This is a genomic window from Kitasatospora saccharophila (assembly GCF_039529925.1).
Taxonomy (GTDB): domain Bacteria; phylum Actinomycetota; class Actinomycetes; order Streptomycetales; family Streptomycetaceae; genus Kitasatospora; species Kitasatospora saccharophila.
This window is the reverse complement of the sequence record NZ_BAAANS010000060.1, coordinates 13,927-39,760: the sequence shown is the minus strand read 5'-3', so window position 1 is coordinate 39,760 and position 25,834 is coordinate 13,927. Positions and strand designations below refer to the sequence as shown.

The 25,834-nt window shown below is 74.2% G+C and carries 26 protein-coding genes; 17 read left to right on the top strand and 9 right to left on the bottom strand.

Going from position 1 to position 25,834, the window contains the following annotated elements; all coding sequences use genetic code 11:
• Positions 1 to 146: 146 nt before the first annotated feature.
• From ABD345_RS32245 to ABD345_RS32230, 4 genes are all read left to right on the top strand, one after another.
• Positions 147 to 1,385, top strand: coding sequence for a cytochrome P450 (locus ABD345_RS32245; protein ID WP_344557357.1), 1,239 nt, complete (start codon positions 147 to 149; stop codon positions 1,383 to 1,385).
• A 118-nt stretch (positions 1,386 to 1,503) separates the two neighbouring features.
• Entirely contained in the window at positions 1,504 to 2,109 is a 606-nt protein-coding gene (locus ABD345_RS32240; protein ID WP_344557356.1) for a TlpA disulfide reductase family protein, read from the top strand.
• Between the two features lie 114 nt (positions 2,110 to 2,223).
• Positions 2,224 to 2,790, top strand: a complete 567-nt coding sequence (locus tag ABD345_RS32235; RefSeq protein ID WP_344557355.1) for a Uma2 family endonuclease — start codon at positions 2,224 to 2,226, stop codon at positions 2,788 to 2,790.
• A gap of 38 nt (positions 2,791 to 2,828) precedes the next feature.
• The gene (locus ABD345_RS32230; protein ID WP_344557353.1) at positions 2,829 to 3,929 is read left to right on the top strand and encodes a M20 family metallopeptidase; all 1,101 of its coding nucleotides are present in this window, start codon (positions 2,829 to 2,831) and stop codon (positions 3,927 to 3,929) included.
• Positions 3,930 to 4,084: 155 nt separating this feature from the next.
• On the opposite strand, the gene ABD345_RS32225 is transcribed toward ABD345_RS32230, so the two are convergent.
• Complete coding sequence (locus ABD345_RS32225; RefSeq protein WP_344557351.1) at positions 4,085 to 4,696, bottom strand: TetR/AcrR family transcriptional regulator; 612 nt, start codon at positions 4,694 to 4,696, stop codon at positions 4,085 to 4,087.
• A gap of 176 nt (positions 4,697 to 4,872) precedes the next feature.
• Here ABD345_RS32225 and ABD345_RS32220 point away from each other — a divergent pair, with 176 nt between their 5' ends.
• The 3 genes from ABD345_RS32220 to ABD345_RS32210 all read left to right on the top strand — a co-directional run bounded on the left by ABD345_RS32220 (position 4,873) and on the right by ABD345_RS32210 (position 7,104).
• Entirely contained in the window at positions 4,873 to 5,628 is a 756-nt protein-coding gene (locus ABD345_RS32220; protein ID WP_344557349.1) for an MBL fold metallo-hydrolase, read from the top strand.
• Positions 5,629 to 5,689: 61 nt separating this feature from the next.
• A complete protein-coding gene (locus ABD345_RS32215; protein ID WP_344557347.1) occupies positions 5,690 to 6,115 on the top strand; it encodes a MarR family winged helix-turn-helix transcriptional regulator in 426 nt (141 codons plus the stop codon).
• Between the two features lie 98 nt (positions 6,116 to 6,213).
• Entirely contained in the window at positions 6,214 to 7,104 is an 891-nt protein-coding gene (locus ABD345_RS32210) for an NmrA/HSCARG family protein (RefSeq protein WP_344557345.1), read from the top strand.
• A gap of 25 nt (positions 7,105 to 7,129) precedes the next feature.
• Here ABD345_RS32210 and ABD345_RS32205 read toward each other — a convergent pair whose 3' ends face one another.
• From ABD345_RS32205 to ABD345_RS32195, 3 genes are all read right to left on the bottom strand, one after another.
• A complete protein-coding gene (locus ABD345_RS32205) occupies positions 7,130 to 7,345 on the bottom strand; it encodes a DUF397 domain-containing protein (RefSeq protein WP_344557343.1) in 216 nt (71 codons plus the stop codon).
• A gap of 179 nt (positions 7,346 to 7,524) precedes the next feature.
• Entirely contained in the window at positions 7,525 to 7,746 is a 222-nt protein-coding gene (locus ABD345_RS32200; protein WP_344557341.1) for a DUF397 domain-containing protein, read from the bottom strand.
• Entirely contained in the window at positions 7,736 to 8,569 is an 834-nt protein-coding gene (locus tag ABD345_RS32195) for a helix-turn-helix domain-containing protein (protein ID WP_344557339.1), read from the bottom strand. The genes ABD345_RS32200 and ABD345_RS32195 overlap by 11 nt, the downstream gene beginning before the upstream one ends.
• 119 nt (positions 8,570 to 8,688) lie before the next feature.
• Between ABD345_RS32195 and ABD345_RS32190 the strand changes: the two genes are divergently transcribed.
• The 3 genes from ABD345_RS32190 to ABD345_RS32180 are packed head-to-tail and all read left to right on the top strand — an operon-like array spanning position 8,689 to position 9,821.
• The gene (locus tag ABD345_RS32190) at positions 8,689 to 9,177 is read left to right on the top strand and encodes a hypothetical protein (RefSeq protein WP_344557335.1); all 489 of its coding nucleotides are present in this window, start codon (positions 8,689 to 8,691) and stop codon (positions 9,175 to 9,177) included.
• Between the two features lie 45 nt (positions 9,178 to 9,222).
• Positions 9,223 to 9,534, top strand: a complete 312-nt coding sequence (locus ABD345_RS32185) for a hypothetical protein (protein ID WP_344557334.1) — start codon at positions 9,223 to 9,225, stop codon at positions 9,532 to 9,534.
• A complete protein-coding gene (locus tag ABD345_RS32180; RefSeq protein WP_344557332.1) occupies positions 9,531 to 9,821 on the top strand; it encodes a hypothetical protein in 291 nt (96 codons plus the stop codon). The genes ABD345_RS32185 and ABD345_RS32180 overlap by 4 nt, the downstream gene beginning before the upstream one ends.
• 6 nt (positions 9,822 to 9,827) lie before the next feature.
• On the opposite strand, the gene ABD345_RS32175 is transcribed toward ABD345_RS32180, so the two are convergent.
• Entirely contained in the window at positions 9,828 to 10,163 is a 336-nt protein-coding gene (locus tag ABD345_RS32175; protein ID WP_344557330.1) for an ArsR/SmtB family transcription factor, read from the bottom strand.
• 130 nt (positions 10,164 to 10,293) lie between these two features.
• Between ABD345_RS32175 and ABD345_RS32170 the strand changes: the two genes are divergently transcribed.
• Positions 10,294 to 11,313, top strand: coding sequence for an NADPH:quinone reductase (locus ABD345_RS32170; RefSeq protein ID WP_344557328.1), 1,020 nt, complete (start codon positions 10,294 to 10,296; stop codon positions 11,311 to 11,313).
• Between the two features lie 103 nt (positions 11,314 to 11,416).
• Here ABD345_RS32170 and ABD345_RS32165 read toward each other — a convergent pair whose 3' ends face one another.
• On the bottom strand, positions 11,417 to 12,325 hold the full coding sequence (locus ABD345_RS32165; protein WP_344557326.1) for a LysR family transcriptional regulator: 909 nt from the start codon (positions 12,323 to 12,325) through the stop codon (positions 11,417 to 11,419).
• A gap of 122 nt (positions 12,326 to 12,447) precedes the next feature.
• Here ABD345_RS32165 and ABD345_RS32160 point away from each other — a divergent pair, with 122 nt between their 5' ends.
• The 3 genes from ABD345_RS32160 (at position 12,448) to ABD345_RS32150 (ending at position 15,850) form a co-directional block, all read left to right on the top strand.
• On the top strand, positions 12,448 to 13,725 hold the full coding sequence (locus ABD345_RS32160; protein ID WP_344557324.1) for an MFS transporter: 1,278 nt from the start codon (positions 12,448 to 12,450) through the stop codon (positions 13,723 to 13,725).
• Positions 13,726 to 13,880: 155 nt separating this feature from the next.
• Positions 13,881 to 15,194, top strand: a complete 1,314-nt coding sequence (locus ABD345_RS32155; protein ID WP_344557322.1) for a sensor histidine kinase — start codon at positions 13,881 to 13,883, stop codon at positions 15,192 to 15,194.
• Positions 15,179 to 15,850, top strand: a complete 672-nt coding sequence (locus ABD345_RS32150; RefSeq protein ID WP_344557320.1) for a LuxR C-terminal-related transcriptional regulator — start codon at positions 15,179 to 15,181, stop codon at positions 15,848 to 15,850. Before ABD345_RS32155 ends, ABD345_RS32150 begins: the two co-directional genes overlap by 16 nt.
• A 4-nt stretch (positions 15,851 to 15,854) precedes the next feature.
• On the opposite strand, the gene ABD345_RS32145 is transcribed toward ABD345_RS32150, so the two are convergent.
• From ABD345_RS32145 to ABD345_RS32135, 3 genes are all read right to left on the bottom strand, one after another.
• Entirely contained in the window at positions 15,855 to 16,526 is a 672-nt protein-coding gene (locus tag ABD345_RS32145) for a response regulator (RefSeq protein WP_344557319.1), read from the bottom strand.
• 111 nt (positions 16,527 to 16,637) lie between these two features.
• The gene (locus ABD345_RS32140; RefSeq protein ID WP_425556907.1) at positions 16,638 to 17,924 is read right to left on the bottom strand and encodes a sensor histidine kinase; all 1,287 of its coding nucleotides are present in this window, start codon (positions 17,922 to 17,924) and stop codon (positions 16,638 to 16,640) included.
• A 146-nt stretch (positions 17,925 to 18,070) separates the two neighbouring features.
• Positions 18,071 to 20,272 (bottom strand): MMPL family transporter, encoded by a 2,202-nt coding sequence (locus ABD345_RS32135; protein ID WP_344557317.1) that lies wholly within the window; start codon positions 20,270 to 20,272, stop codon positions 18,071 to 18,073.
• A gap of 261 nt (positions 20,273 to 20,533) precedes the next feature.
• Between ABD345_RS32135 and ABD345_RS32130 the strand changes: the two genes are divergently transcribed.
• Genes ABD345_RS32130 through ABD345_RS32120 form a run of 3 tightly spaced genes read left to right on the top strand, consistent with a single transcriptional unit; the run spans position 20,534 to position 25,692 of the window.
• Positions 20,534 to 21,538, top strand: coding sequence for an ABC transporter ATP-binding protein (locus tag ABD345_RS32130; RefSeq protein ID WP_344557316.1), 1,005 nt, complete (start codon positions 20,534 to 20,536; stop codon positions 21,536 to 21,538).
• The gene (locus tag ABD345_RS32125; RefSeq protein WP_344557315.1) at positions 21,535 to 22,938 is read left to right on the top strand and encodes an ABC transporter permease; all 1,404 of its coding nucleotides are present in this window, start codon (positions 21,535 to 21,537) and stop codon (positions 22,936 to 22,938) included. Before ABD345_RS32130 ends, ABD345_RS32125 begins: the two co-directional genes overlap by 4 nt.
• Before the next feature lie 6 nt (positions 22,939 to 22,944).
• Positions 22,945 to 25,692, top strand: a complete 2,748-nt coding sequence (locus ABD345_RS32120) for an alkaline phosphatase family protein (protein WP_344557314.1) — start codon at positions 22,945 to 22,947, stop codon at positions 25,690 to 25,692.
• The last annotated feature ends 142 nt before the right edge of the window (positions 25,693 to 25,834 follow it).

The window sequence follows — 25,834 nt, the reverse complement described above, 5'->3', positions numbered from 1 at the left end:
CGACGCCCCGGACGGCCGGTGACCGGGCCCGGCCGAACCGTCCGCCGCCCCGGATCACCCGGCGCTCCGCCCCGAACCACCCGCCGTCCCGGCCGAGTTGGCGGATCCGTCCGGCAACGGCGTTCCCCCGGTGCTAGGTTGCGGCGGTGAACGCCCACGCCGCGCAGCCGTCGCTGTTGTCCGCCCTCCGGCCGCAGAACCAGGACCGGCTCTACGACTTCTACCGGGACCTCCGGGACACCGACGACCTGTTCTGGGACCGGGCGCTGAACGCCTGGGTCGCCACCGGCTACGAGGTGGTCAGTGCGACGGCGGGCGATCCGCGCTTCTCCTCGGTGCGTTATCCGGACATCGAGGCGGTCTCCGACGAACTCCGGCCGCTGGCAAGGGTGCTGAGTCGGCAGATGCTCTACAGCGACGCCCCGGACCACACCCGGCTGCGGTCGCTGCTCAGCCGGGCCTTCACCGCCCGGTCGGTGGCGGCGCTGGGCGGCCGGATATCCGAGGAGGTCGACCGGATCCTCGACGCGGCGGCGCCGACCGGTCGGCTGGACGTCGTGGCGGACCTGGCCCGCCCGCTGCCGCTGGCCGTGATCTGCGACCTGCTGGGGGTGCCGGCGCAGGACCGGGGGGCGCTGTCCGCCTGGTCGGACCCGGTCGCCGCGGCCATCGGCAGTTCCCGGCTGGACGCCGAGGAGAGCCGGGCCGCCTCGCGGGCCGTGCAGGAGATGCTCGACTACCTCCGCGGCGTCCTCACCCGCGAGGAGGACCGGCCCGCGCCCCACACGCTGCGCGCGATGTTGGCCGCCGGGGCCGGGGACGGCAACCAGGACTTCGACGAACTCCTGGCCAACTGCGCCCTGTTGCTGGTCGCCGGCCACGAGACGACCACCCACTTCATCGGCAACGCCGCCCTCTCCCTGCTCCGACACCCGGAGGCCGCCGCGGAGTTGCGCGCCCGGCCGGAGCTGATCCCGGCCGCGGTGGAGGAACTGCTGCGCCACGACAGCCCGGTGCAGCTGATGCTGCGCCGCGCCCGCCACGACCTCGATCTGGCGGGCCGCGAGATCGCCGCCGGGCAGGCGGTGCTGCTGGTCTGCGGGGCCGCCAACCGGGACCCCGCGGTGTTCGCCGACCCGGACCGGCTGGACTTCCACCGCCCCGCCGGACGGCACGTCGCCTTCGGCTACGGCCCGCACTTCTGCCTGGGCGCGGCCCTGGCCCGACTGGAGGGCGCCGTCGTCCTGGCGGCCCTGCTCACCCGACTGCCCGACTGGCGGCTCGACGGCCCCGCCCCGTCCTGGCAGCGCAGCCTCAACTTCCGCGGCCTGAACAGCCTCCAGGTCTCCTTCACCCCCTCGCCCGCCCCCGCCGCGAGCACCTGATCCGACAAGCCTCGTTAGTTCAAAGAGAGTTGACTGACCATCAACTAAAACGCCACAGAAATCCCGGGCGCCGCACCCCCCTTCGGGTTCGCCCCACCCCCCGTGCGATGCTCTTCGCGTGCCCGGAACCGAACGCGCTCGCGCCCCGCTCGCGGCAGCGGCCGCCGCCCTGCTGCTGACCCTGGCCGGCTGTTCGGCGTCCGGCTCCTCGTCCGGCGACGGCACCGGGCTGGTCGCCGGCGAGGGCGGGGTCTCCACCGCCGGTCCGGGCCACCGGGAGGAGGCGCCGGACATCTCGGGCACCACGCTGGACGGCAAGCAGGTCAAGCTGTCCGACTACCGGGGCAAGGTCGTCGTCCTGAACCTCTGGGGCTCCTGGTGCAGCGCCTGCCGCACCGAGGCGCCGGGCCTGCAGGAGCTGTGGCAGAAGTACCGGGACCAGGGCGTCCAGTTCCTCGGGATCAACACCAGGGACAACGACCCGGCCAACGCCGTCGCCTTCGAGAGGAACAAGGGCGTCACCTTCCCCAGCATCTACGACCCGGACGGCACCCAGATCCTGCGCTTCCCCAAGGGCAACCTCAGCCCGCAGGCGATCCCCAGCACCATGGTGATCGACCGGGACGGCAGGATGGCCGCCCGCGTCTTCGGCGGCCGGAGCTCCGACGCCATCGACTCCATGATCCGGCCGGTGGTCGCGGAGCAGCCCGCCGGCACGCCCTGAGCGGCCGCCCCCGCGGCGTCGGCGTTCCGCCGGGCCGGGCGGGCCCGACCGCCCGGAACAGTAAGCTGGACGCAGCAGCACTGGACCCGCCGAGGCTCCGCTAAGGAGGCACCCGTGACCGCCGAGATGGTGGCGCCCGCATGGATGCACGCGCAGATCAGCGCGGAGCAGTACGACTCCTGGTCCGAGGAGCAGTGCGCCGGCATCGAGATCGTGGACGGGATGGTCGTCGCGAGCCCGAGCGCCTCCAAGCGGCACAACCGGCTGGCCCGCGTGCTGGCCAACGCCCTGGACGCCGCTGCGGGCCCGGGCTGGAACGCCGACACGGACTTCGACGTCCGTCTGCAGGACGTTCCGCTCACCAACCGCCGCCCGGACGTGACCGTCTACCGGGCGGACACCATCGACCTCGCGCCCACCCGCCCCGAGCACGTCCTGCTGGTCGTCGAGGTCGTGTCGCCCGGTTCGGAGACCACGGACCGGATCGTGAAGGCGGACCAGTACGCCAAGGCCGGTGTCCCCTTCTACTGGCGGGTCGAGCAGGCCGCCACCGGCGTCCCGATCGTCTACACCTACGTCCTCGATCCCGCCACCAAGGCGTACCGGGACGGCGAGGTGTTCACCGGCACGGTGCGGGCTGCCGCACCCTTCCCCGTCACCGTCGACCTCGGGGCCGGGTGAGCGGCAGGGCGCCGGGCCGGGCCGGATAGCCTTCGGGGATGACGATGCGCAAGAGCGTCCCGGTGAGTGTCGGGGCGATGATCGAGGACCTCAGGGCACTCGTCGAGACCGAGTCCCCCTCGGGTGACGTCACGGCGCTCAAGGCTTCGGCGGGGGTGGTCGCCGGCGTGATCGAGGGGCGGCTCGGCGGGCGGGCCGTCCTGGTCGAGCGCGGGGGGCTGCCGCACGTCCACTGGTCGGGCGGCGGCGAGCCCCGGGTGCTGGTCCTGGGCCACCACGACACGGTGTTCCCGCTCGGCACCCTGGAGCGCCGTCCCTTCGCGGTCGCGGACGGGCGGGTCACCGGCCCCGGTGTCTTCGACATGCTCGGCGGCCTGGTCCAGGCCGTCCACGGGCTGGCCGCGCTCGACGACCTGACCGGTGTGGAGATCCTGGTCACCGCGGACGAGGAGGTCGGTTCCCGCACCTCCCGCGCCCTGATCGAGGAGCGCGCGCTCGCCTGCGGCGCCGTCCTGGTCTTCGAGGGTGCCGCCGACGGCGGGGGGCTGAAGACCGCCCGGAAGGGCTGCGGCACCTTCGAGGTCTCCGTCGCCGGCCGCGCCTCGCACGCCGGGCTCGAACCCGAGGCCGGGATCAACGCGCTGGTCGAGGCCGCCCACCAGGTCCTGGACATCGCCGCGTTCGGCCGTCCGGAGCTCGGGACCACCGTCACCCCGACCGTCGCGTCCGCGGGGACCCTGGACAACGTCGTCCCCGCCGAGGCGACCGTCCTCGTCGACGTCCGGGTCGAGACCGCCGAGGAGAAGGACCGCGTCGAGGCCGCGTTCGCCGCCCTGACCCCGCACCTCGACGGCGCGCGGATCACCGTCCGGGGAGCCGTCGGGCGGCCCCCGATGCCCGAGTCCGCCTCGCTCCGGCTCTTCGCGGCGGCCCGGCGGCTGCTCCCCGGCCTCGAAGGCCGGGCGGTCGGCGGCGGGAGCGACGGCAACTTCACGGCGGCACTCGGCGTACCGACGCTGGACGGCCTGGGCGCGGTCGGCGGCGGCGCCCACGCCGATCACGAGTACCTGCTGGTCGACGCCATGGCCGAACGGGCCGAGCTGGTCACCGGGCTGGTGCGCGCGATCCGCAACGGCTGAGGGCCGCCCCGCCGCCCCGGGCCGACGGCATCGTGACCGGCGCGGCCGCGCACGTGATCGGCGCGACCGCGCACGTGATCGGCGCGGCCGCGCACCGGAGGGCCGGGCCGGGTCGTCGGCGGGACGGACGTCGCCCGCTGCGGCACCGGCCGGGTTCACGGGGCTGCCGGGTCGGGGCCGTCGGCGCCGAGGGCCAGGGCCCGGGTGAGGGCGGCCCGGGTGTCGTCCGCCAGGGTGTGCGGGTCGTTGCCGAGGCGTTTGGCGGTCCGGAAGCAGGCCAGTGCGATCTGGCCGGCCAGGACCGCGGTCGCTTCGTCGGCTCCGCGGCGGACGAGCAGTCCGCTCAGCTCGTCCCCGAACTGCTGCATCTTCGCGGCGTCGCGGTCGCGCAGTTCCGGGTGCTGCTCGATCAGCGCGAAGTGGCGCGCGTAGCCCGCGGCGTCGGCGGTCGCCCGGGTGCACAGGGCGACCAGGACCGGGCCCAGTTGCTCGACGCCCTCGGTGACGCTGCGCGGGGGCGGGGCGTCGTCCGCCCGGCCGACCGCGGCGACCAGGTCGAGCAGCTCCTGCTCCCTGGCGAACACGACTTCCTGCTTGTCGCGGAAGTGGCGGAAGAACGTGGTGCGGCCGACTTCGGCGCGTTCGGCGATGTCGCCGACCGAGACGCGGTCGAAGCCGTGCTCCTGGAACAGCTCTTGAGCGGCCTCGACGATGCGCTGGCGCGCCTGGCGCTGCTTGCGTTCGACGAGGGTCCGCGACGGGGTCATGCGCGCAGCCTACCTCGGACGGTTGCCGTCCCGAACGAAACTCGATACGTTTTGGTACGCGATACCAAAACGAACGGAGGCCCCGATGCCGCCCGAACCGGACCGCCCCCGGCGGAGCGCCGGGCCGTCGACCGGGCCCGCTCGACGTCCACCGCACCCCAGATGAGGCAGAGGCCATGACCGAACCGCTCGTCATCACCCGGATCACCCACAGCTGCCACCTGATCCAGATCGGCGGCCTGACCGTGCTGACCGATCCCTGGTTCTCCCAGCGCGCCTTCTACCACCCGGGCGAACCGATCGCCCTGCAGCCCGAGGCACTGCCGCGCCTCGACGCGGTCGTGATCAGCCACGAGCACTACGACCACTGCGACCTGGCCGCCTTCAGCCGCTACCCCCGCAAGGACGTCCCGCTGCTGGTCGCCGGACCGGTCGTCCGGAAGGCCCGCAAGGCGGGGTTCGGCAACGTCCGCGCGCTCGAACCCTGGCAGTCCGCGCGGGTCGGCGACCTGACCGTCTCCGCGGCTCCCGGCAAGCACGGCGTGTACGAGGTCACCTACGTGATCAGCGCCGGCGGGCGCAGCGTCTACTTCGCCGGGGACACCCTGCTCGTCCCGGAACTGCACACCCTCACCGACCGCTACGGCCCGCTCGACGTCGCACTGCTCCCCGTCAACGGCCTGCACACCCGGATGCCGCGCAGCAAGCAGGTCGTCATGAACGCCGAAGAGGCCGCCGAACTCACCGCCGCCCTCCGTCCCAGACTCGCCGTCCCCCAGCACTACGCCTTCACCGCCGGCCGGGTGGGCGACGCGCTCATCCTGAAGAGCGACAAGGACCCCGCCCTCTTCGTCGACGCCGTCCACCGCCTCGTCCCCGACGTCCCGGTCCGGGTCATCGACCCCGGCGAGCCGCTGACCGTCGCCCCGTGAGCGGCTCCGACCGCCGGCCCGCGCCGAGTAGGCTGTTCGGCATCGGACCGGGGAGATCGACGTGGACTATGGCGACAAGCTCTTCTGGCTCTCGGTGGTGATCCAGCGCAAGTACGCGCAGATCTGCGCCGGGTTCGACCTGACCCCCGCGCAGGCCACGCTGCTCTGCGCGGTCAGGAACGAGCCGCGGCAGATGGCCGGTCTGGCCGCGTCGTTGGGCATGACCAAGAACGCCCTGAGCCAGCTGGTCGACCGCACCGCGCGGCGCGAGCTGGTCAGCCGGGCGGGCTCGGAGCAGGACCGACGGGTCGTCATGCTCAGTGTGACGCCCACGGGGAAGGTGCTCGCCGAGGCCTTCTACGCCGAGGTCGCCAAGCGGCTGCCCGAGATCGCGGGGAACCTCGACCCCGACGACCAGCGCGACTTCGAGCGCGTGGCCACCGCCATCGTGGACACCTCGGACCTCTCCTCGCCCACCTCGAACTGACCCCGCGCACCGCCGGGTCCCGCCACACCCGTGCCTTGACGAAGTTCACGGCGTGAACTAGTTTCGTTCACGCCGTGAACTACTGAGGAGTGGCAGCGATGAGCACACAGACGACCGGCACGATCGCCGTCTTCGGCGCGACGGGGCAGCAGGGCGGGGCGGTGGTCGACGCACTGCTGGCGCACGGGGCGCGGGTACGGGCCCTGGTCCGCGACCCGCGGTCCGACCGGGCCCGGGCGCTGGCCGCCCGCGGCGTCGAACTGGCGGCCGTCCGGACCGACGACCCGGCCTCGCTGGCCGCCGCACTGGCGGCGGTCGCGGGGTTCTCCTTCATGACCCCGGAGGCGAACAGCCTCGAAGAGGTCGAGACGGAGATCCGCATCGGCACCGCGCTCGTCGACGCGGCGGTCGGGGCGGGCGTCCCGCACGTCGTGTTCAACTCGGTCTTCGGCGCGGACCGGAAGCGGGGCGTGCCGCACCACGACTCGAAGCACGCGATCGAGGAGCACCTGCGCGCGTCCGGCCTGCGGGCCTCGATGGTCCGCGCGACCGCCTTCATGGAGAACTTCGCGGGCGTGCTGGCGCCGAGCCTGGAGCACGGCGAGATCGTGCTGCGGATGCCGCTGCCGGAGGACGCCGCCCTGAAGATGATCTCGATCAGGGACATCGGCCGGGTCATCGCCGCGCTCCTGCTCGGCACCGCCCAGGCGCCCGGCGGAGCCGTCGAACTCGTCGGCGACGAACTGACGGGCCCCCGGATCGCCGCGCTGTTCGGCGCGCACGCCGGACTCCCGGCCCGGTACGAGGTCCTCCCGCTGAGCGTGCTCCCCACCGACCTCGACCGGGTGATGTTCCGCGAGTTCGCGAAGGCGGCGGAACACCCGGGGGACCCCGCAGCGGTGCGCTCGATCGAGCCCGCCACCCTGGACCTGGCCCAGTGGATCCGAGCCACCGACTGGACCCCGCCCACGGACGCGGCCGCCGCCTGAGCCCCCGGCCGACGCCGAGCGGGCGTCAGATCGCGCCGAACCCACCGGCGGCGGTGGCGGCGCAGAACGCGGCCCAGGCCGGGGCCGGGAAGACCAGCACCGGACCGCCCCGGTCCTTCGAGTCGCGCACCGGCACGATGCCCCGGGCCGCGTGCAGGTTGATCGCCGGCTGGATGCACTGGCCGCCGTTGGCGCTGTAGCTGGAACTGCGGAACTCCGCACCGCTCAGGTCGTGGTCCATGGTGTTCCTCCCGAGGGCCGCTGGCCACCGCCACGGAAGCCGGCCTGCCACGGGCTTCCACCTGTAGCCGATGCTAGTTCCTCCCCCGTGCCGGAAGGACCGGATCCGCAAAACCGCGCCCCGCGGCAGAACGCCCCCTCCGGAGAGGGGGCGTTCTACCGAGTGCAGTTGAGGGTGGGTCAGATCGCGCCGAACTCCCCGGCGGCGGTGGCGGCGCAGAAGGCCGCCCAGGCCGGGGCCGGGAAGACCAGCACCGGACCGCCCCGGTCCTTCGAGTCCCGCACCGGCACGATGCCCCGGGCCGCGTGCAGGTTGATCGCCGGCTGGATGCACTGACCGCCGTTGTTGCTGTAGCTGGAGCTACGGAACTCCGCACCGCTCAGGTCGTGGTCACGGTCCATGCTCTTCCTTCCGAAGCCTGCTGATCTTCGCCACGGAAGCCGACGTGCCGTGGGCTTCCACCTGTAGCCGATGGTAGTCCCTCTCCCACGGTCGAACGGTCTCGATTTCACGCGTAAGGATGCCCCGGTGCTGGGACTCCGTGTACGCGAGTACGGACCGGTCGGCCATGGTCAGCAGGGTCACCGCCATGGTGAACGGTGCGATCTCGCCCAGGCTGTACGGGGCGAGCTGCACGGTGACGTTCGGCTGCTCCGACAGCTCGACGAGCCGGGCGAGTTGAGCCGCCATCACCTCCCGGCCGCCGATCGGGCGCCTGATGCAGCTCTCGTCCAGGACGACGTGCAGCAGGGGCGGCTTCGGCTGGTCGAACAGGCGTTGCCGGGCCGCGAGGAAGTCCATCCGCTCGTCCGCCTGCGCCTGGGTGATGCTGCCGCGCTTCACCGCCGCCTGGGCCAGTGCCCGGGCATAGGCCGAGGTCTGCAGCAGTCCCGGGATGATGCCCAGCTCGAACAGGCGGATCTCCACCGCCTTGGCCTCCTCCGCGGCGTACTCGGGGAAGCCCTCCAGCAGGCTCTGGTTCTTGAGGCTCCACCACATCAGCCCCAGGGTTCCGCCGGTGGCGAGGGCCTCGTCCGCCCGGGCGGCGAAGTCGGCGGTGGGACTGCGGGTCGCTCTTTCGATGCACGAGATCAGGGTGTCGCTGTACCCCATGAGCTGGCCGAGCTGCACCTGGGACAGGTTCCGTATCTCCCGTGACCTGCGGAGCTGGAGGCCGAAGGCGGCAGCGGGAGATGACGACGGATCAAGTTCCGTACGACGCATGCTCGATCACTCTTTCGACGCCGAGTCCCCCACGGGACAAGAGTCAAGTGCGGAAGGCTTCCGATGCTACGCCCGAACGCCGATCCTGATTACACATTGGCAAGAAAAGGGAACGGGCGGTGACCATCGTGGGCAACTCGCTGCTTGACCAACTGGCGCGGCAGGACCGCGCCTTCGCGCACAAGGTGCGCGACGCGCTGCGGGACGCCTTCCACTCGGCGGGGCTCAGGCTGCCTTCGCTGGCGGTGGAGCGGACCGTCACCGGCGCGCACCTGGTGCAGCTCGGGGGCGTCAGCCCGGAGGTGGCGAGCGAGTTGGCGACGCTGGTCTGGACGGGGGCGCCGTACGTGCGGGCCGTGCGGGGCGGGGAGTTCGCGGGGGCGGCCGGGGCCGTCTGGCCTTGTGAGCGGGGCGAGTTGCTGATCGACACGGCGACCGGCCGGCTCGGCGAGTTCTCCCACGTCGACGACGGGGGTGGGTTGCTGCTGCTCCCCGCGGGCGGTGACGGCGCCCCCTGGCCGGCCGACCGGAACCGGGTGCGGCACCCGGCCTTCGCAGACCTGGTGCGGGCGGGGATCGTCCGACCGATGCGGCGTTCCGCGCGCTGAATCCCTTCGAACCAGCCACACCCACCATCGAGGCGAGGAGCACAAGTGCTGTACACCGGACAGCCGTTGGGGGACACCGATGTCCTCCACCGGTTCCTGCTCGGCAGGTTCACCGAGGCCGAGCGGGCCGCCGACCTGCTCGAACAAGCCTTCCGGACGGCCAGGTTGGACCCGCCGTCCGGCCTGTCTCCCGTCTACCGGGACGACGCGCCACCGGAGTTCGGGGCCGTCACGCTCGGCTGTGTCGGACTGCCCTGGGTGCAGCGGCTGGCCCAGGCCCTGATCGAACTCGCCTTCCTGCGCGGCGAGTTGCCCGTCCCGCCCCGAACCGCGTCCGCCCTGGGAGCCGCCTCGTGAGCGACGTGTTGCGGCAACGCGCCTGGGAGATCGCCGAACGGCTCGCCGAGGCGGGTGGCGGGGAGGCCAGGCTGACCGTCATCCCGGACGGCTACCGCGTCGAGCTGCGGATCTTCCGCCCCGAGGACGGCTCCCCCAGCCCCGAGGACCACATGGCCGTCCTCAAAGCCCTCGCCCTCGGCGACCGCTGGGGCCACCGCTACTCGCCGCCCTCCCGCAACAACGGCACCGCCCGCGAACTCGTCTGGAGCGAAGTCCACGCCCCGGCCGACCAGGCGACGAGCTGAACGGCGCTACTCGGCCCCGGCGCCACCGGCCGCGAGCGGTCCGAGCATCCGCAGCAGCCCCGGGAACCTGTGCTCCAGGTCGTCGTGGCGCAGCATGACCATGCGGCGGGTCCCCTGGACGCGGGTCCGGACCAGGCCGGCTTCGCGCAGGACCTTGAGGTGGTGGGACAGGGTGGAGCGGCCGATGGTGATGCCGGTGCTGCGCAGGACGTCGCTGCCGCAGGTCCAGTCGCCCGCGTCGTTCAGGGCGCGGACGAGGGTGAGCCGGATCGGGTCGGCCAGCGCGACCAGCACGGCATCGATCGTCACCGCTTCGACGGGGGGTTCCTGCACCTCGCTCACGGGGAGAGCCTACCTCCCCTTGCCTGATGTTCGATCGGCGTCGTAATGTTTTATCCATGTCGAACATTCGATGCACATCGAACATTGGTGCCCGGCGCCGAACCGCCCGGCCGAGCCGCGGGGGCGGGGCATGAAGGCGATCGTCTACCCCGAAACCGGCGGGCCGGAGGTCCTGCGCCTCGTCGAGCGCGACCTGCCCGTCCCCGGGCCCGGCGAGGTCCGGGTCCGCATCGCCGTCTCGGGGGTGAACCCGACCGACGTGCAGGCCCGGGCCGGGGTCGCCCACCCCAAGGGGTTCCCGGAGATCACCCCGCACCTCGACGGCGCCGGGGTGGTCGACGCCACCGGCCCGGGGGTCGACGCCGGGCGGGTCGGCGAGCGGGTCTGGGTGTTCATGGCCGCGGCCGGGCGGCCCACCGGCACCGCCGCCGAGTACGCCGTCCTCCCCGCCGACCGGGCCGTGCCGCTGCCGGACGAGGTCCCCTTCGAGGTCGGCGCGGCCCTCGGCGTGCCCGCGCTCACCGCGCACCGGGCGCTCACCGTCTCCGAGGACGGCCCGCGCCGGCTGCGGCCCGGCGCGCTGGACGGCGCCGTGGTGCTGGCCGCCGGGGGTGCGGGCGCGGTCGGGCACGCGGTGGTCCAGCTCGCCCGCTGGGCCGGGGCGACCGTGCTGAGCACGGTCAGCGGCCCGGCAAAGGCGGCGCTGGCCACCGCTGCCGGCGCCCACCACGTGATCGACTACCGGGCGGGCGACCCGGTCGCGGCCGTCCGCGCGGCCGCCCCGGACGGCGTCGACCTCGTCGCCGAAGTGGCGCTGGGCGCGAACCTGGCCCTCGACCTGGCCGTGCTGCGACCCCGCGGCACCATCGCGACCTACGCCAACGCCGGTGGCGGGCCGGTCCAGTTGGACGTGCCGGCGCACCTGGTGCGCAACGTCCGGCTGCAGTTCCTGGTGCTCTACACCGCGGGCCCCGAGGCACGGGCCGCCGCCGTGGCGGACGTCGCCGCCGCCGCGGCCGCCGGCGCCCTCCCGGTGGGCCGGGAGCACGGCCTGCCGCTGACCCGCTTCCCCCTGGAGCGGACCGCCGACGCGCACCGGGCGGTGGAGGCCGGAACCGTCGGCAAGGTCCTGGTCGACGTCCGCCCCTGAACGCCCCGGAACGTCTCGGAACACCCCGGAACGTCCCGGAACACCCCGGAACGCCCCTGGGCGCCCCTGGGCGCTCAGCCGGCGGTCCGGCCCGGACTCGGGGTCACCGCTCCGGTTCCGGTCCGCGCCGTACGGGAGCGTGCTCGGCGGCCAGCGTCCGGAGCGCGCGTGCCGCGGCGGTGGGGTGGGTCTCGGGCACGGCGAGGAAGACCGTCCACCGCAGGTCGGCGTCGGCGACCGGGAGGTGGACGAGTCCGGACGCCGGGTGGCCGGAGGACTCCGGGAGCAGCGCGATGCCGAGGCCGTTGCGCACGTAGTCGGCACCGTCCTCGACGTTGGTGATCTCGATGGCCACCTGCCGGTCGAGTCCGACCGCCTTGAAGGCCCCGTCGGTGAGGGCGCGGTTGCCGTAGCCGGCGGGGAAGTCGACGAACGCCTCGCGGGCGAGGTCCCGGATCGGGACGCTCGTGCGCCGCGCGAGTCGGTGGTCGCCGGGTACGGCGAGCAGGAGCCTGGTGGAGGCGACCGGTTCCAGCCGCAGGCCGTGCGGCGGGGGGCCGGTCGGGGAGACGAAGGCGGCGTCGAGGCGCCCGTGGTCGAGCGCCCGGAGCAGACCGGGGGACCCGTCGGCGGCGAGGGCCAGTCTGACCTCGACGTCGGGGTGGCGGCGGTGGAAGGCTCCGAGGAGCCGCGGCAGGTCCAGACCGGCCAGTGAACTCATGGTGCCCAGCCGCAGCGTGCCGCCGATCGTGCCGGTGGCGGTGCCGACGGCGTCGCGGGCCAGCCGGGCCGCGACGAGGGCCGCGCGGGCCGGTTCGAGGAACGCGCGGCCGGCTTCGGTGAGCCGTACCCGGCGGGAGGTCCGCTCCAGCAGCGGCGCGCCCAGTTCGCGCTCCAGTGCGGCGATGGTCGCCGAGACCGCCGACTGGACCACGTGCATCCGCGCCGCGGCGCGGGTGAACGAGTTCTCCTCGGCCACGGCGACGAAGCACTCCAGTTGTCTGAGCTCCATGCGGTCAGCATGGCAGATCGATCTCGACGGGAGATCCCTGGCATCGGAATCATTCGTTCGCCTTGATGGATGGCGGCTGCCACCGTGAAGGGGTCCCTTCGCTACGACCGCGGAGTCCCCACGTGCCTTCATCCGTGCCCCCCGGCACCCCCGCCACGTCCACCGCGCCGGACCGCCCGGCCCGCACCGGTACCGGATCCGCCCCCCACGGGGCGGGCTTCTGGCTGGTGGCGGCCGCGTTCACGATCGCGATGGCGTTCAACGCCGTGCCGTCGCCGCTCTACCCGATCTACCAGCAGCGGGACGGATTCGCCACGCTGACGGTCACCGTGGTCTTCGCGGTCTTCGCCCTCGGGGTGGCCGCCAGTCTGGTCGTGGCCGGGCACGTCTCGGACTGGATCGGACGCAAGCGCGTCCTGCTGCCCGCGCTGGGGCTCGAACTGGTCGCCGACGTGCTGTTCCTGGCCAGCCCGTCCCTCCCCGCGATGATCGCGGCCCGCCTGCTCGGCGGCCTGGGCGTCGGCCTGATCACCGCGACCGCGACCGCCCACCTCCACGACCTCCACCGGGCCCACCGGCCGCACGCGGGCCCGGACCGGTTCGAGACCGTCTCCACCGGCGCCAACCTCGGCGGCCTCGCGGTCGGCCCCCTGGTCGCCGGGGCGTTGGCGCAGTACGTCGACCACCCGCTGCGGGTCCCCTACCTCGTCTTCGGGGTCCTCCTCCTGCTCGCGATCCTCGCGGTGGCGGCCGCCCCCGAGACCGTCGAGGTGCTGGCGTCCCGGCCGAGCTACCGCCCTCAGCGGGTCAGCACCGACCACGGTGACCGGACCGCCTACGTCGCGGCCGCCGGCGCCGGGTTCGCCGCCTTCGCGATCAACGGCGTCTACACCGCGCTGTCGGCGGGGTTCCTCCTCGGCGTGCTGCACGAGCCCGGCCACCTGCTGGCCGGCGTGGCCGCCTGCGTGCTGATGGCCGCCGCCGTGGTCGCCCAGACCGCGGCCAACCCGCTCGGCGCACGCACGCGCCGAGCTCTGGGCCTGGGGCTCGGCGCGGCCGGGCTGGTGCTGCTCGCGGTCGGCATCCGGTCCGCCGACCTGACGGTCTTCCTCGCCGCCGGAATCGTCGCCGGCGCGGGATCGGGCATCCTGACCAAGAGCGTGGTCGGCACCGTCGCGGCGATGGCCGAACCCGGCAAGCGCGGCGAGGCCATCTCGGGGCTCTTCCTGTTCTGCTACGCCGGCATGAGCCTGCCCGCCATCGGCGTCGGCCTCCTGAGCCGGTGCGTCTCCCTCACCACCGCGGTCTACGTCTTCAGTGCCGTCCTGGTCGCCGTGCTCGCTGGCGCCGCGCTGTTGTCGTTCCGGTCCTCCCGGGCCTCCCGGGCCTCCCGGGCCTGAGCGGCAACGGGCCCCACCCCCGGGGGTGGGGCCAGACCCACCGTGAATTGGGTGGGTAGGGCCATGTCGGGGCGCCGTTCCGGCCCGTAACGTCGCCGGTGGGCCGTCCCGGGGTGGTGGGACGGCGGTCGGGACGGAAGGGGAGGTGCGGCGGGATGGGTGCGACGGGCGGTCTCGTGCGGTGGGGGGCGGCGGTCGGGGCGGGGTGGTGGCGGTCGGCCGTGCTGGTGGCGCTGACCTGCCCGTTCGCGCTGGTCGCGGTGCCGGTGGGGTGGGCGGGGGCGTCGCTCGCGTACGGCTGGTCGGCGGGGTCGGCGGCGGCCTGGCCGCTGCGGGCGCTGGCGGTGTTCGGGGAGACGCTGCTGGTGCTGCTGTGGGTGTCGGTCGCGGTGTGGACGGTGCACCCGTTCACCAGCCGGGCGCTGGCGGGCGCGGCCCGGCGGTGCGCGGCGCGCTGGCTCGGCCTGGAGCTGGCGGTGGCCTACCGGCAGCCGCGGCAGGTGACCCGGATGGCCACCGGCTTCTGGTGGGACGGGCAGGAGTACCACCGTTCGGAGCGGGAGGCCCGGCGCCGGGCCCGGGTGCACGCCAGGTTCCACGACCCGCAGTTGCACGGGGACGGGGTGTGGCTGCTGGCGGCGGCGGTGACGGTGCTGCCGGTCGCGGCGCTGCCGCTGCTCGCGCTGGTCCTGGGCGCGCTGCTGGTGCCGGGCCGACCACCGCTCGGGGCGGCGCTGCTGGCCGCCGGCCTGCTGGCGGCGCCGTTCGGCTGGCGGGTGCTCGGGCCGGTCGGGCGGCGGCTGCTGGGGCCGGTGGCGTCGACCCGGCTGGGCTGGCGGGTGGCCGAACTGGAGGAGATCCGGGCCGACCTGACGCAGACCCAGGCCGCCGAGCTGGAGCGGATCGAGCGCGGGCTGCACGACGGCGCGCAGGCCCGGCTGGTCGCGCTGGGCATGTCGATGGGCGCGGCCGAGCACCTGGTGGACAGCGACCCGGCGGCGGCGAAGCGGCTGCTGGCCGAGGCCCGGGCCAACTCCGCGGGGGCGCTGGCCGAGCTGCGGGCGCTGGTGCGCGGCATCAACCCGCCGGTGCTGGTGGAGCGCGGGCTGGTCGACGCCGTCCGGGCGCTGGCCCTGGACGCGGTGGTCGAGGTGGACGTGGTCACCCGGGTGCCGGCCCGGCCCGAGCGGCCGGTGGAGGCGGCGCTGTACTTCTCGGTCGCCGAGCTGCTCACCAACGCCGTCAAGCACGCGCGCGCCGAGCGGGTGGGCATCGAACTTTCGTACGCGGAGCGGACGTTGACTGCTACCGTGAGCGACGACGGGAGCGGCGGGGCCGCCGCGGCCCCCGGCTCCGGCCTGGACGGCGTGCGGCGCCGGATGGCGGCCTTCGGCGGGCGCCTGGAGATCGACAGCCCCCTCGGGGGACCAACCCGTGTCACTGTGGCGGTGCCGTGCGAATTGTCGTAGCCGAGGACCTCTTCCTGCTCCGGGACGGGATGGTCCGCCTGGCCGAGGCGTACGGCCACCAGGTGGTGGCCGCCGTCGACAACGGCCCGGCCGCCCTGGAGGCGCTGCTCACCCACCGGCCGGACGTGGCGATCGTCGACGTCCGGCTGCCGCCGACCTTCTCCGACGAGGGCCTGCAGGCCGCGCTGACCGCCCGCCGGGCGGTGCCGGGCCTGCCGGTGCTGATCCTGTCCCAGCACGTCGAGCAGCTGTACGCGCGCGAGCTGCTGGCGGACGGGCTGGGCGGCATCGGCTACCAGCTCAAGGACCGGGTGCTGGACGCCGGGCAGTTCATGGACGCCGTCCAGCGGGTCGCCGACGGCGGCACCGCGCTGGATCCGACGGTGGTCGCCAAGCTGCTCGGGCGGCCGGCGCGCGCCGACCCGCTGGCCGCCCTCACCGAACGGGAGCGCTCGGTGCTGGCGCTGATGGCCGAGGGCCTGTCCAACGCGGCGGTCGCCGCCCGGCTGTTCCTCTCCGAGGGCTCGGTCAGCAAGTACACCACCACGATCTTCGCCAAGCTGGGCCTGGCCGACGCCGAGGACACCAACCGCCGGGTCCGGGCCGTGCTGGCCTACCTCGCGGTGGAGCGGGGCCCCGACCCCGACGGGCGGTGACGGCTCACGCGCTCCCCGGCCGGACCAGGCCCGTCTCGTAGGCGATCACGACGAGCTGGGCGCGGTCGCGGGCGCCGAGCTTGGTCATCGCCCGGTTGACGTGGGTCTTGGCGGTGAGCGGGGTGACGAACAGCCGCTCGGCGATGTCGTCGTTGGACAGGCCGGCCGCGACCAGCGCCACCACCTCCTGCTCGCGGGCGGTGAGCACGTCGAGCCGGGGCAGCGCGGCCCGGCGGCCCGGGTCCGGCTGGGCGAGGAAGCGGCCGATCAGGGCCTTGGTGGCGGCCGGGGAGAGCAGCGAGTCGCCGGCCGCGACGACCCGGATCGCGTCCAGCAGTTCCTCCGGGTCGATGCCCTTGCCCAGGAAGCCGCTGGCTCCGGCGCGCAGCGCCTCGGCCACGTACTCGTCGCTCTCGAAGGTGGTGAGGACCAGGACCCTGACCCCGGCCAGGTCCTCGTCGGCGGTGATCAGCTTGGTCGCGGCCAGGCCGTCCAGGTCGGGCATCCGGATGTCCATCAGGACCAGGTCGGCGCGCGCGGAGCGGGCGAGCGCGACCGCCTCCCGCCCGGTGCCGGCCTCGCCGACCACCTCCAGGTCGGGGGCGGAGTCGATCAGCAGCCGGAAGGTGCCCCGGAGCAGGGCCTGGTCGTCGGCCAGCAGGACGCGGACGGTCATGAGCGGGGCCTCTCTCATCTCACGGTCGGTTTTCGCGCTCCGGACCCTCGGGCCCGGAGCGGGTCGCGCCCCGGGCGGGCCGCTCCCCCGGGCCGGTCGCCCCGGCGCGGGTCAGTTCCGGGAGCAGCCGCGGCCGCCGGCGGTGGGCAGCGGCAGTTCGGCGTGGACCCGGAAGCCCCGGCGGGAGCGGGGTCCGGCGGTGAGGGTGCCGCCGACGGCGCGGGCCCGTTCGTGCATGCCGATCATGCCGTGCCCGGTGCCCTCGCCCGGCCCGGCCCCGGTGCCGCCGCCCGGGTCCGTCCCGCCGAACGCACCCGTTCCGTCGAACCGGCCCGGCCCGGCGCCGTCCGGGTCCGCCGGGGCGCCGCGGCCGTCGTCCTCGACGGTGATCCGCAGCCGTTCGGGGCCGAAGTCGAGGCGGACGCGCGCGCTGGCGGGGCCGGCGTGCTTGTGGGTGTTGGTGAGCGCCTCCTGGATGATCCGGTAGGCGGTCAGGTCGGTGATCGGCGGCAGTTCGACGGGCGCGCCGGAGCGTTCCAGGGCGACCGGCAGGCCGGAGTGCCGGAAGGCGTCGAGCAGGTCGTCGAGCCCGGCCAGGCCGGGGGCGGGTTCGCGCGGGGCGGCCTGGTCGCCGCTGTGCCGCAGCAGGCCGACGGTGGCGCGCAGTTCGTCGAGCGCGGTGCGGCTGGTGTCGCGGATCCGCTCCAGGGCCTGGTAGGCGTGTTCGGGGTCGGTGCGCATCAGGTGGTGGGCGACGCCGGCCTGGGCGTTGACCAGGGTGATGTGGTGGGCGACGACGTCGTGGAGTTCGCGGGCGATCCGCATCCGCTCCTCGGTGACCCGGCGGCGGGCCTCCTCCTCGCGGGTGCGTTCGGCGCGTTCGGCCCGCTCGACGGCGGAGGCGAGCAGTTCGCGGCGGCTGCGGACGGCGTCGCCGATCGCCACCGACAGGCAGGGCCAGGCGACCAGGCCGAGGTTCTGCGGGAGCTCCTCCAGCCCGGGGCGGACGATTAGCGCGGTGAGGGTGAGCGCGGTGGCGGCGCAGCAGCCGGTCCGCCAGGCGGTGCGCCGGTCGGTGCGGGTGGCGACGGCGTACAGGGCGACGCCGACGGCGAACATCGAGATCCCGAGGGTCTCCGGGCGCGGCCCGGGCGTGAACGGGATCAGCACCAGTTCGACCACGCCGACCACGACGGTGGCGGCGGCCACCGCCACCGGCCACCGGCTGCGGACCAGCAGCGGCAGGCAGGAGGCCAGCAGGAACAGCAGGTAGCCGGTCACCGAGGCGCCGCGGTGGTAGGCGGTGGCGGCCGTGACGGGCGCGGCGATCAGGAAGCAGGACAGCGCCACCGCCACGTCGACGCGCTGCGGGCGCCCGCCGCACCACCGCCTGAGCATCTCCGTCATTCGCACTCCTTCACCGTACGCAGTTCGGCCGCGGGCGGTTCGGCCGCGGGGCCGGCCGCGGTTGCGCCGGACGCGGCGGGGCCGGACGCGGCGGGGCCCGGCCGGTGCGGGTGACCGGCCGGGCTCTGCGGGGGGTGTCAGCGCCGGGCGTCCACGCTCTCGCGGAGGTCGTGGACCGGGGCGACGGGGGTCGGGTCGGGCTCGCCCTCGACGGAGACGTGCGGCAGCAGGCGGTCGAGCCAGCCCGGGAGCCACCAGTTGGCGGCGCCGAAGCGGTGCATCAGGGCCGGGACGAGGACCATCCGCAGCACCAGCACGTCGAGCAGGACGGCCAGGGCCAGGCCGAGCCCGAACTCGGCGATCATGCGCTGGCCGCCGAACAGGAAGGCGGCGAACACGCAGGCCATGATGACGGCGGCGGCGGTGATGACCTGGCCGGTCTCGCCGTGGCCGACCCGGACGGCGCGGTGGTTGTCCCGGGTGTGGGTCCACTCCTCGTGCATCCGGCTGATCAGGAAGACCTGGTAGTCCATCGAGAGGCCGAACAGGATCGCGATGATCATCACGGGGGCGAACGCCTCGACCGGCCCGGCCGCGCCGGCGCCGAGCGCCTCGGAGCCCCAGCCCCACTGGAACACCGCGACGATCGCGCCGAACGCCACGCCCATGGTGAGCAGGTTCATCGCGACGCCGATCAGCGGCACCAGCAGGCTGCGGAAGGCCACCATCATGAGCAGGCAGCCCAGGCCGACGATGATGCCGATGAACAGCGGCAGCTTGGAGATCAGCACGTCGGCGAAGTCCGCTGAGGTGGCGGTGGCGCCGCCGACGTGCACCTGCAGGCCGGTGCCGGCCTCGGCGGCGGGGACGGTGTGCTCGCGCAGCTCGGTGATCAGGTCGGAGGTCTTCGCGGACTGCGGGGAGGTGGTGGGCACCACCTGGACGATGCCGACCCGCTGCCCGTCCTGCATCGGCACGGCGGCGACCCGGGCGACGCCGTCCAGGCCCTTCAGCTCGGTGACCAGGCCGTCCAGCGCGGCCTTGTCGGCGGCGGCGGGCGCCTCGGCGACCAGCAGCAGCGGGCCGTTGGAGCCGGGGCCGAAGCCGTCGGCCATCAGGTCGTACGCCTGCCGGGAGGTGGTGGACTTCGGGTTGTTGCCCGCGTCCGAGCTGCCCAGGCGCAGCGACAGCACCGGCAGCGAGACGGCGAGCATCAGCAGCAGCGCGACCAGCGCCTTGCCGGTGGGCCGGGCCTGCACCTTGGCGGCCCAGCGCGGCCAGAACCCGGTGGTGTGCTCCTCGCCGGGGCCCTGCTCGGCCAGCCGGCGGCGCTGGGCGCGGGAGAGCACCCGCAGCTTCAGCATGCCGAGCAGCGCGGGCAGCAGGGTGATCGCGGCCAGCACGGTCAGGGCGACGGTGAGCGCGGCGGAGATCGCCATGCCGTTGAGGAAGCCCATGCCGAGGATCAGCATGCCGAGCAGGGCGATCACCACGGTCAGGCCGGCGAACAGCACGGCCCGGCCGGAGGTGTTCAGCGCCTTCGCGGAGGCTTCCTGGACGCTCAGGCCCGCCATCAGGCCCTTGCGGTGCCGGTTGACGATGAACAGCGCGTAGTCGATGCCGACGCCGAGGCCGACCAGCACGCCCAGGGTGGGCGCGACCGAGGCGATGCTCATGCCGTGGCTGAGCAGTCCGGTGCCGATCACGCCGGTGCCGACGCCCGCGACGGCGGTGAGGATCGGCAGCGCGGCGGCCCAGGCGGAGCGGAACACCAGGGTCATCACGACCAGCGCGGCGACGATGCCGATGACCTCGCTGAGGCCGCCCATCTCGGTCTCGGTGTTCTGCACGGCCTGCCCGCCCAGCTGGACGTCCAGGCCGTCGGCGCGGGCCTGCTTCGCGAGGTCGATGACGTGCTCGACGTCGGCCTTGGGGACGGCGTGCGCGTCGCCGGTGAAGACCACCTGGGCGTACGCGGTGGTGCCGTCGGCGCTGATCTGCCCGGCGCCGCGCTCGCCGTACGGACCGGACACCGAGGCGACGGACGGGCTGTGCGCGATGCCGTCCAGCGCGGCGGTCATCCGCTCCTTGACGGCGGGGTCGTTCACCGTGCCGGTCGCGGTGTGCCACACCACGGTGTCGGTGTCGCCGGCCGCGGCGGGCATCTGCTCCTTCAGCAGCTCCAGCGCCCGGGTGGACTCGGTGGCGGGCATCGCCATGCTGTCGCTGTACTTGGTGCCGACCGCGCCCGAGACCGCTCCGAGCCCGACCAGCAGGCCCAACCACAACAGCACCGTGACGAGCCGGTGCCGGTGGCACCAGCGTGCGAGGACGGACATGCGCGACTCCCGTTTTCGGCCTTCTCCCGGTCTCCCCCACCATCGCCGCCCGCCCCGCCCGCTGTCGTCCCCCGTCCGCGGACACCCGCCGTACCGCGTCCGCAGTACCCGGCCGCCGCCCGCTACCGCGTCCGCGGACCACGGCGGGCGGGGCCCGGGACGGATGGTCGGGCACCGTTCCGGGGGCGTTCGGGAGGGGGCGCCGGAGGGCGCCCGGCCGAGTCCTTAGAATCTCCTCCGAGTACGGGGGAAAGGGACATCATGGACGCACGCCTCGCGGTGCGGGCCCGGGGGATCACCAAGTGCTTCGGGGACGTCGTCGCGCTCGACGGCGTCGACCTGGAGGTGACCCGGGGCCGGATCCACGGCCTGGTCGGGCCGAACGGCGCCGGGAAGACCACCTTGCTGGGCCTGCTGCTGGGGCTGGCCGTCGCCGACCGGGGCGCCCTGGAGATCCTGGGCACGCCGGTCGGCCGGGCGCTGTCCGCCCCCGAGGGCGTGGCCGGGTTCGTGGACGGCCCCGGCCTGTACCCGTCGCTGACCGCCCGGCAGAACCTCGCCGCCCTCGCCGCCCTGCGCGGAGGCAGCGGCAGCAGCGGGGGCGGGAGCGGGAAGACCGGCAAGGGCGGGGACGTCGTGGACGCGCTCGACCAGGTCGGGCTGAGCGACGTCGCCGACGACCGGGTGGGCGGCTTCTCGCTGGGCATGCGCCAGCGCCTCGGCCTGGCCGCCGCCCTGCTCGCCCGGCCCCGGCTGCTGGTGCTGGACGAACCCGCCAACGGGCTGGACCCGGCCGGGAAGCGGCACGTGCACGGCGTCCTGCACCGGCTCGCGGCGGAGGGCACCGCCGTGGTGCTCTCCAGCCACCGGATGGACGACCTGGAGGCGCTCTGCTCCGAGGTCACCATCCTGGCCACCGGACGGGTCGTCTTCTCCGGCCCGCTGCACCGGCTCGCCACCGAGGACCGCGAACTGGACTACCGGCTGCTCACCTCCGACCCGGCGGCGGCCCGCCGGACCGCCGCCGCCACCGCCGGCGTCCGCCTGCTCGACCCCGGCCCGGGCGCGCCGGACACCGGACGGCTGGTGCTGCGCGCCCGGGTCCCCGCACTGGACGCCCTGGTGTCCCGGCTGGTCCTGGACGGCGTCGCGGTGCGCGAACTGGCGCCCGTGGTCTCGCCGTTGGAGGCTGCCTTCCTCGCCCTCACCGAACCGCGGCAGCAGTCGCAGCCGCAGCCGCAGCAGCCGGAAGGGTCCCGCCGATGACCGCCTCCCGCACCGGGGCCGACGCCGCCGGCAGGACCGGCAGCACGCCCGCACCCATACCCGCACCCGGAGCCCCCGGCGCGGGCCGGGTGCCGGTGGCCCGGGTCTACCGCTTCGAACTGGTGAAGCTGGTCTCGCAGTGGCGGATCCGCCTGCTGGTGCTGGCCTGCTGGCTCGCCCCGGGGCTGTTCGTGGCCGCCGTGGAGCAGCAGGGCACGCTGCCCACCGACACCCTGTTCGGCCGCTGGATGCACGCCACCGGGTGGGCCGGGCCGCTGGTGGTGCTGGGGTTCGCGGGGAGTTGGGCGCTGCCGCTGCTGACCTCGGTGGTGGCGGGTGACGTGTTCGCCGCCGAGGACCGGCTCGGCACCTGGCGGCACCTGCTGGTGGCGGTGCGCTCGCCGCGCCGGATCTTCGCCGCGAAGGCGCTGGCCGGGCTGAGCGTGCTGGTGCTGCTGGTGGCGGGGCTGGCGGTGTCGGGCGCGGTGGGCGGCCTGCTGGCGGTGGGCAGCCATCCGCTGGTGGGCCTGGACGGGGACCTGCTGTCGCCGGGGGACGCCGCGCTGCGGGTCCTGCTGGCCTGGCTGTGCGCGCTGGCGCCGACCCTGGCGCTGGCCGGGATCGGCCTGCTCGGCTCGGTCGCCCTGGGGCGCTCCCCGATGGGGCTGCTGCTGCCCGCGCTGGTGGCACTGGTGGTGCAGTTGGCGCAGATGATGCCGCTGCCGGTGGGGGTGCGCCTGGCGCTGCCGGGCTACGCGTTCGTGTCTTGGAACGGCCTGTTCACCGGCCCGGCGCAGCTCGGTCCGCTGCTGGTCGGCGTCGCGGTGAGCCTGGTCTGGGCGGTGGCGGCGACGCTGCTGGCCCGGGCGCTGTTCCTGCGGCGGGACTTCACCTCCCCGGCGCAGGACGGTCCGGGGCGGCGGGCGGCCCTGCTGGGGGCGCTGCCGCTGGCCGGGCTGCTGCTGGTGTCGGCCGGGGTGCTGACCCCGCTGGCCGGGTCCGGGTCGGGGGTCGAGCGGGACAAGGTGGAGCGCGCGCTGGCCGTGGCCTTCGCCCACCTGTACCGGCTGCAGACCACCGAGTTGAACCGTCCGGAGGTGACGGAGGAGCAGTTGCGGGTGGCCGCGTCCTGCGACAAGGGCAGCACCCTGGTGGTGCCGGAGGGCCCGGGCAACGACTGGCGGTGCACCGTGACCTGGCACCTGCCGGGAACCGAGGCCACCGGTACCGCGATCTACCAGTTGGACGTCGCCCCCGACGGGCGGTTCGTCGCGGACGGCGACGGGCCGAAGGAAGTGAACGGCTACTTCCTGGTGCGCACCTCCACCGGCGACGCGCCGAACCCGCTCTGGCAGTTCGACGGCAACATCGAGTTGCTTCCCGCTCCTTCGAAGGGATGACGCAGCATGCAGGTCACACGTCGCCGCATCGGTGACGGTGCGACCCGGATCAGGCGGCCCGGCGCGCGCCGCCGGGTGCTGTTCACGCTCGCCATGACCGCGGTGGTGCTGGCGGCCGGCACGGACGTGGGCTTCCCCCGGAGCGACCCCTTCGGCGAGGACCAGGTCGGCCGGCTCTACGAGCAGGGCCAGCTGGTCTCCGCCAACCAGTACGTCGACCCGTACGGCGACCGGCTGCTGATCCCCAACGGCAAGATCATGTCCTCCGCGGTGAGCCCGGACGGCACCCACCTGGCGGCGGCGGTCACCGACGGCGGCACGGCGCTGGTGATCGTGGACGTGCGGGGCTGGCGGGTCCAGCAGCTGGTCGGCAGTGCGGCGACCTCGGTGCCGCGGATCGACGGCAACAGCGTGGGCCAGGAGGGCCCGGCGTACTCGCCCGACGGCCGGCACCTGTGGCTGGGCCAGCCCGACGGCTACACCCGGTTCACCGTCGCCCCGGACGGCAGCGTCACGGACCCGGTGGCCGTGAAGATCCCCAGGAGCGGTGCGCAGCAGGCCCTGGTGGCCGGGCTGGTCTTCTCCGCGGACGGCTCGACCGCGTACGCGGCGGTCAACGGCCAGAACCGGGTGGTGGCGATCGACACCGCGGCGGGCACCGTCAAGCAGAGCTGGAAGGTGGGCAACGCGCCGCGCGGGATCGCCCTGGCGGGCGGCAAGCTGTACGTCAGCAACGAGGGCGGCCGCCCGGCGAGGCCCGGCGAGAGCACCCTCGACTCCTACGGCACCAAGGTCCCGGCCGACCCGCGCACCGGCGCCGTCACCACCGGCACGGTCAGCGTGATCGACCTGGCGCACCCGACGGCCGCCCCGGTCGGCATCGACGTGGGCCTGCACCCGACCGCCGTCTACGCCAAGAACGGCGCGGTGTTCGTCACCAACACCGCCACCGACAGCGTCTCGGTGATCGACACCCGCCGGGGCCGGGTCGTCCAGACCATATCCACCCGGCCGTGGTCGGAGGCGTCGATCGGCTACGAGCCCGACGCGGTGACCCTCACCGACGACGGCCACCTGCTGGTCACCCTGGGCCGGGCCAACGCGGTCGCGGTCTACCGGTACGCGAGCCCGCTGGAGCCCGCGAGCTACCTGGGCCTGCTGCCGACCGACTACTTCCCCGCGGAGATCACCTCCTCGGGCAACGACGTGCTGGTCTCCAGCACCCGCGGCATCGACGCGCTGCGCCCCACCGCCGCGGCCGGGCACTCCACCCACGACACCACCTCCAGCGTGGTGCGCTTCGCGCTGCCCGGCGACCAGGAGATCCGCAGGCAGACCGCCCGGGTCTTCAAGCAGAACAACTGGACCTCCGGCGCGGCCAGGACCGCCGGCAGCCACAAGGCCGAGGCCGTGCCCGTCCCGGAGCGGATCGGCGACCCGTCGACGATCAAGCACGTCTTCCTGCTGGTCAAGGAGAACCGGACGTACGACCAGGTCTACGGCGACATGCCGCAGGGCAACGGCGACCCGACGCTGACCCAGTTCGGCGAGAACGTGACGCCCAACCAGCACGCGCTGGCCGCCCAGTTCGGGCTGTACGACAACACGTACGACATCGGCACCAACTCGGCCGAGGGCCACAACTGGCTGATGCAGGCCGACAACCCGGAGTACAGCGAGTCCTCGGCCGGCGAGCACCTGCGCAGCTACGACACCCAGGACGACGCGCTCGGCCACCAGAGCAGCGGCCTGCTGTGGAGCAGCGCGCAGGCGGCGGGCCGGACGGTGCGCGACTTCGGCGAGTTCCACCGGTTCCTCACCAAGCCGGCCGGCGCGACCTGGCAGAACCTGTACTGCGACGCCCGGCACATGGCGGCCACCGGCGCCGGTTCGGCCTACCGGATGGTCTCCTCCTCGCCGATCCCGTCGCTGAACGAGGTGTCGGTGCCGGCCTACCCGAAGTTCGACACCAGCGTCCCGGACGTCTACCGGGCCGAGATCTGGAAGCAGGACTTCGAGAAGAACGGCCCGGCCGACCTGAACATGCTCTGGCTCTCCAGCGACCACACCGGCGGCCCCGCCAACGCGGCCGCCCAGGTCGCCGACAACGACCTCGCGGTCGGCCGGATCGTCGACGAGATCAGCCACAGCCCGTACTGGAAGGACTCGGCGATCTTCGTCGTCGAGGACGACTCGCAGGGCGGCCTGGACCACGTCGACGGCCACCGGGCGCCGATCCAGGTGATCAGCCCCTACGCCCAGCACGGGGTGGTGGACAGCCGCTACTACACCCAGATCAACATGATCCGCACCATCGAGCAGATCCTCGGGATCAAGCCGATGAACCAGAAGGACACCGCGGCCACCCCGATGACCGGGGCCTTCACCAGCACCCCCGACCCCACCCCGTTCACCGCGCTGCCCAACCGCACCTCGCTGACCAACGGCCTGGCCACCGAACCCTCCTGCGGCCCGGACGTCCCGGCCCCGCAGAACCCGGGGGCCACCGCCCCGGCGACCGGGACCGTCCCGGCCGCCGCGGCCGCGACCGTGCGGAAGTGGTCCGACTGGAAGCAGCAGCAGCGGCTGTCCGGACCCGACGCGGCCGCCGACCTGGCCAACCCGGCCCAGATGAACCACCTGACCTGGTACGAGGCCCACGACTGGCAGACCCCCTACCCGGGCGAGCAGGCCGTCCTCGACCCGGCCGACGTCCCCGGCGCCCTCCTCCCGGCCGCGGAGGGCGACGGCTGATCCGGACCCCTGCGCGGTAGGCGGCCCCTGCGCGGTAGGCGGCCCCTGCGCGGTAGGCGGCCCCTGCGCGGCGAGCGGCCCCGGCGCGGCGGGAAGTGCCAACTTCCGCCTCCCGGAACGGGGTTCACCCGGTACGCTGGCC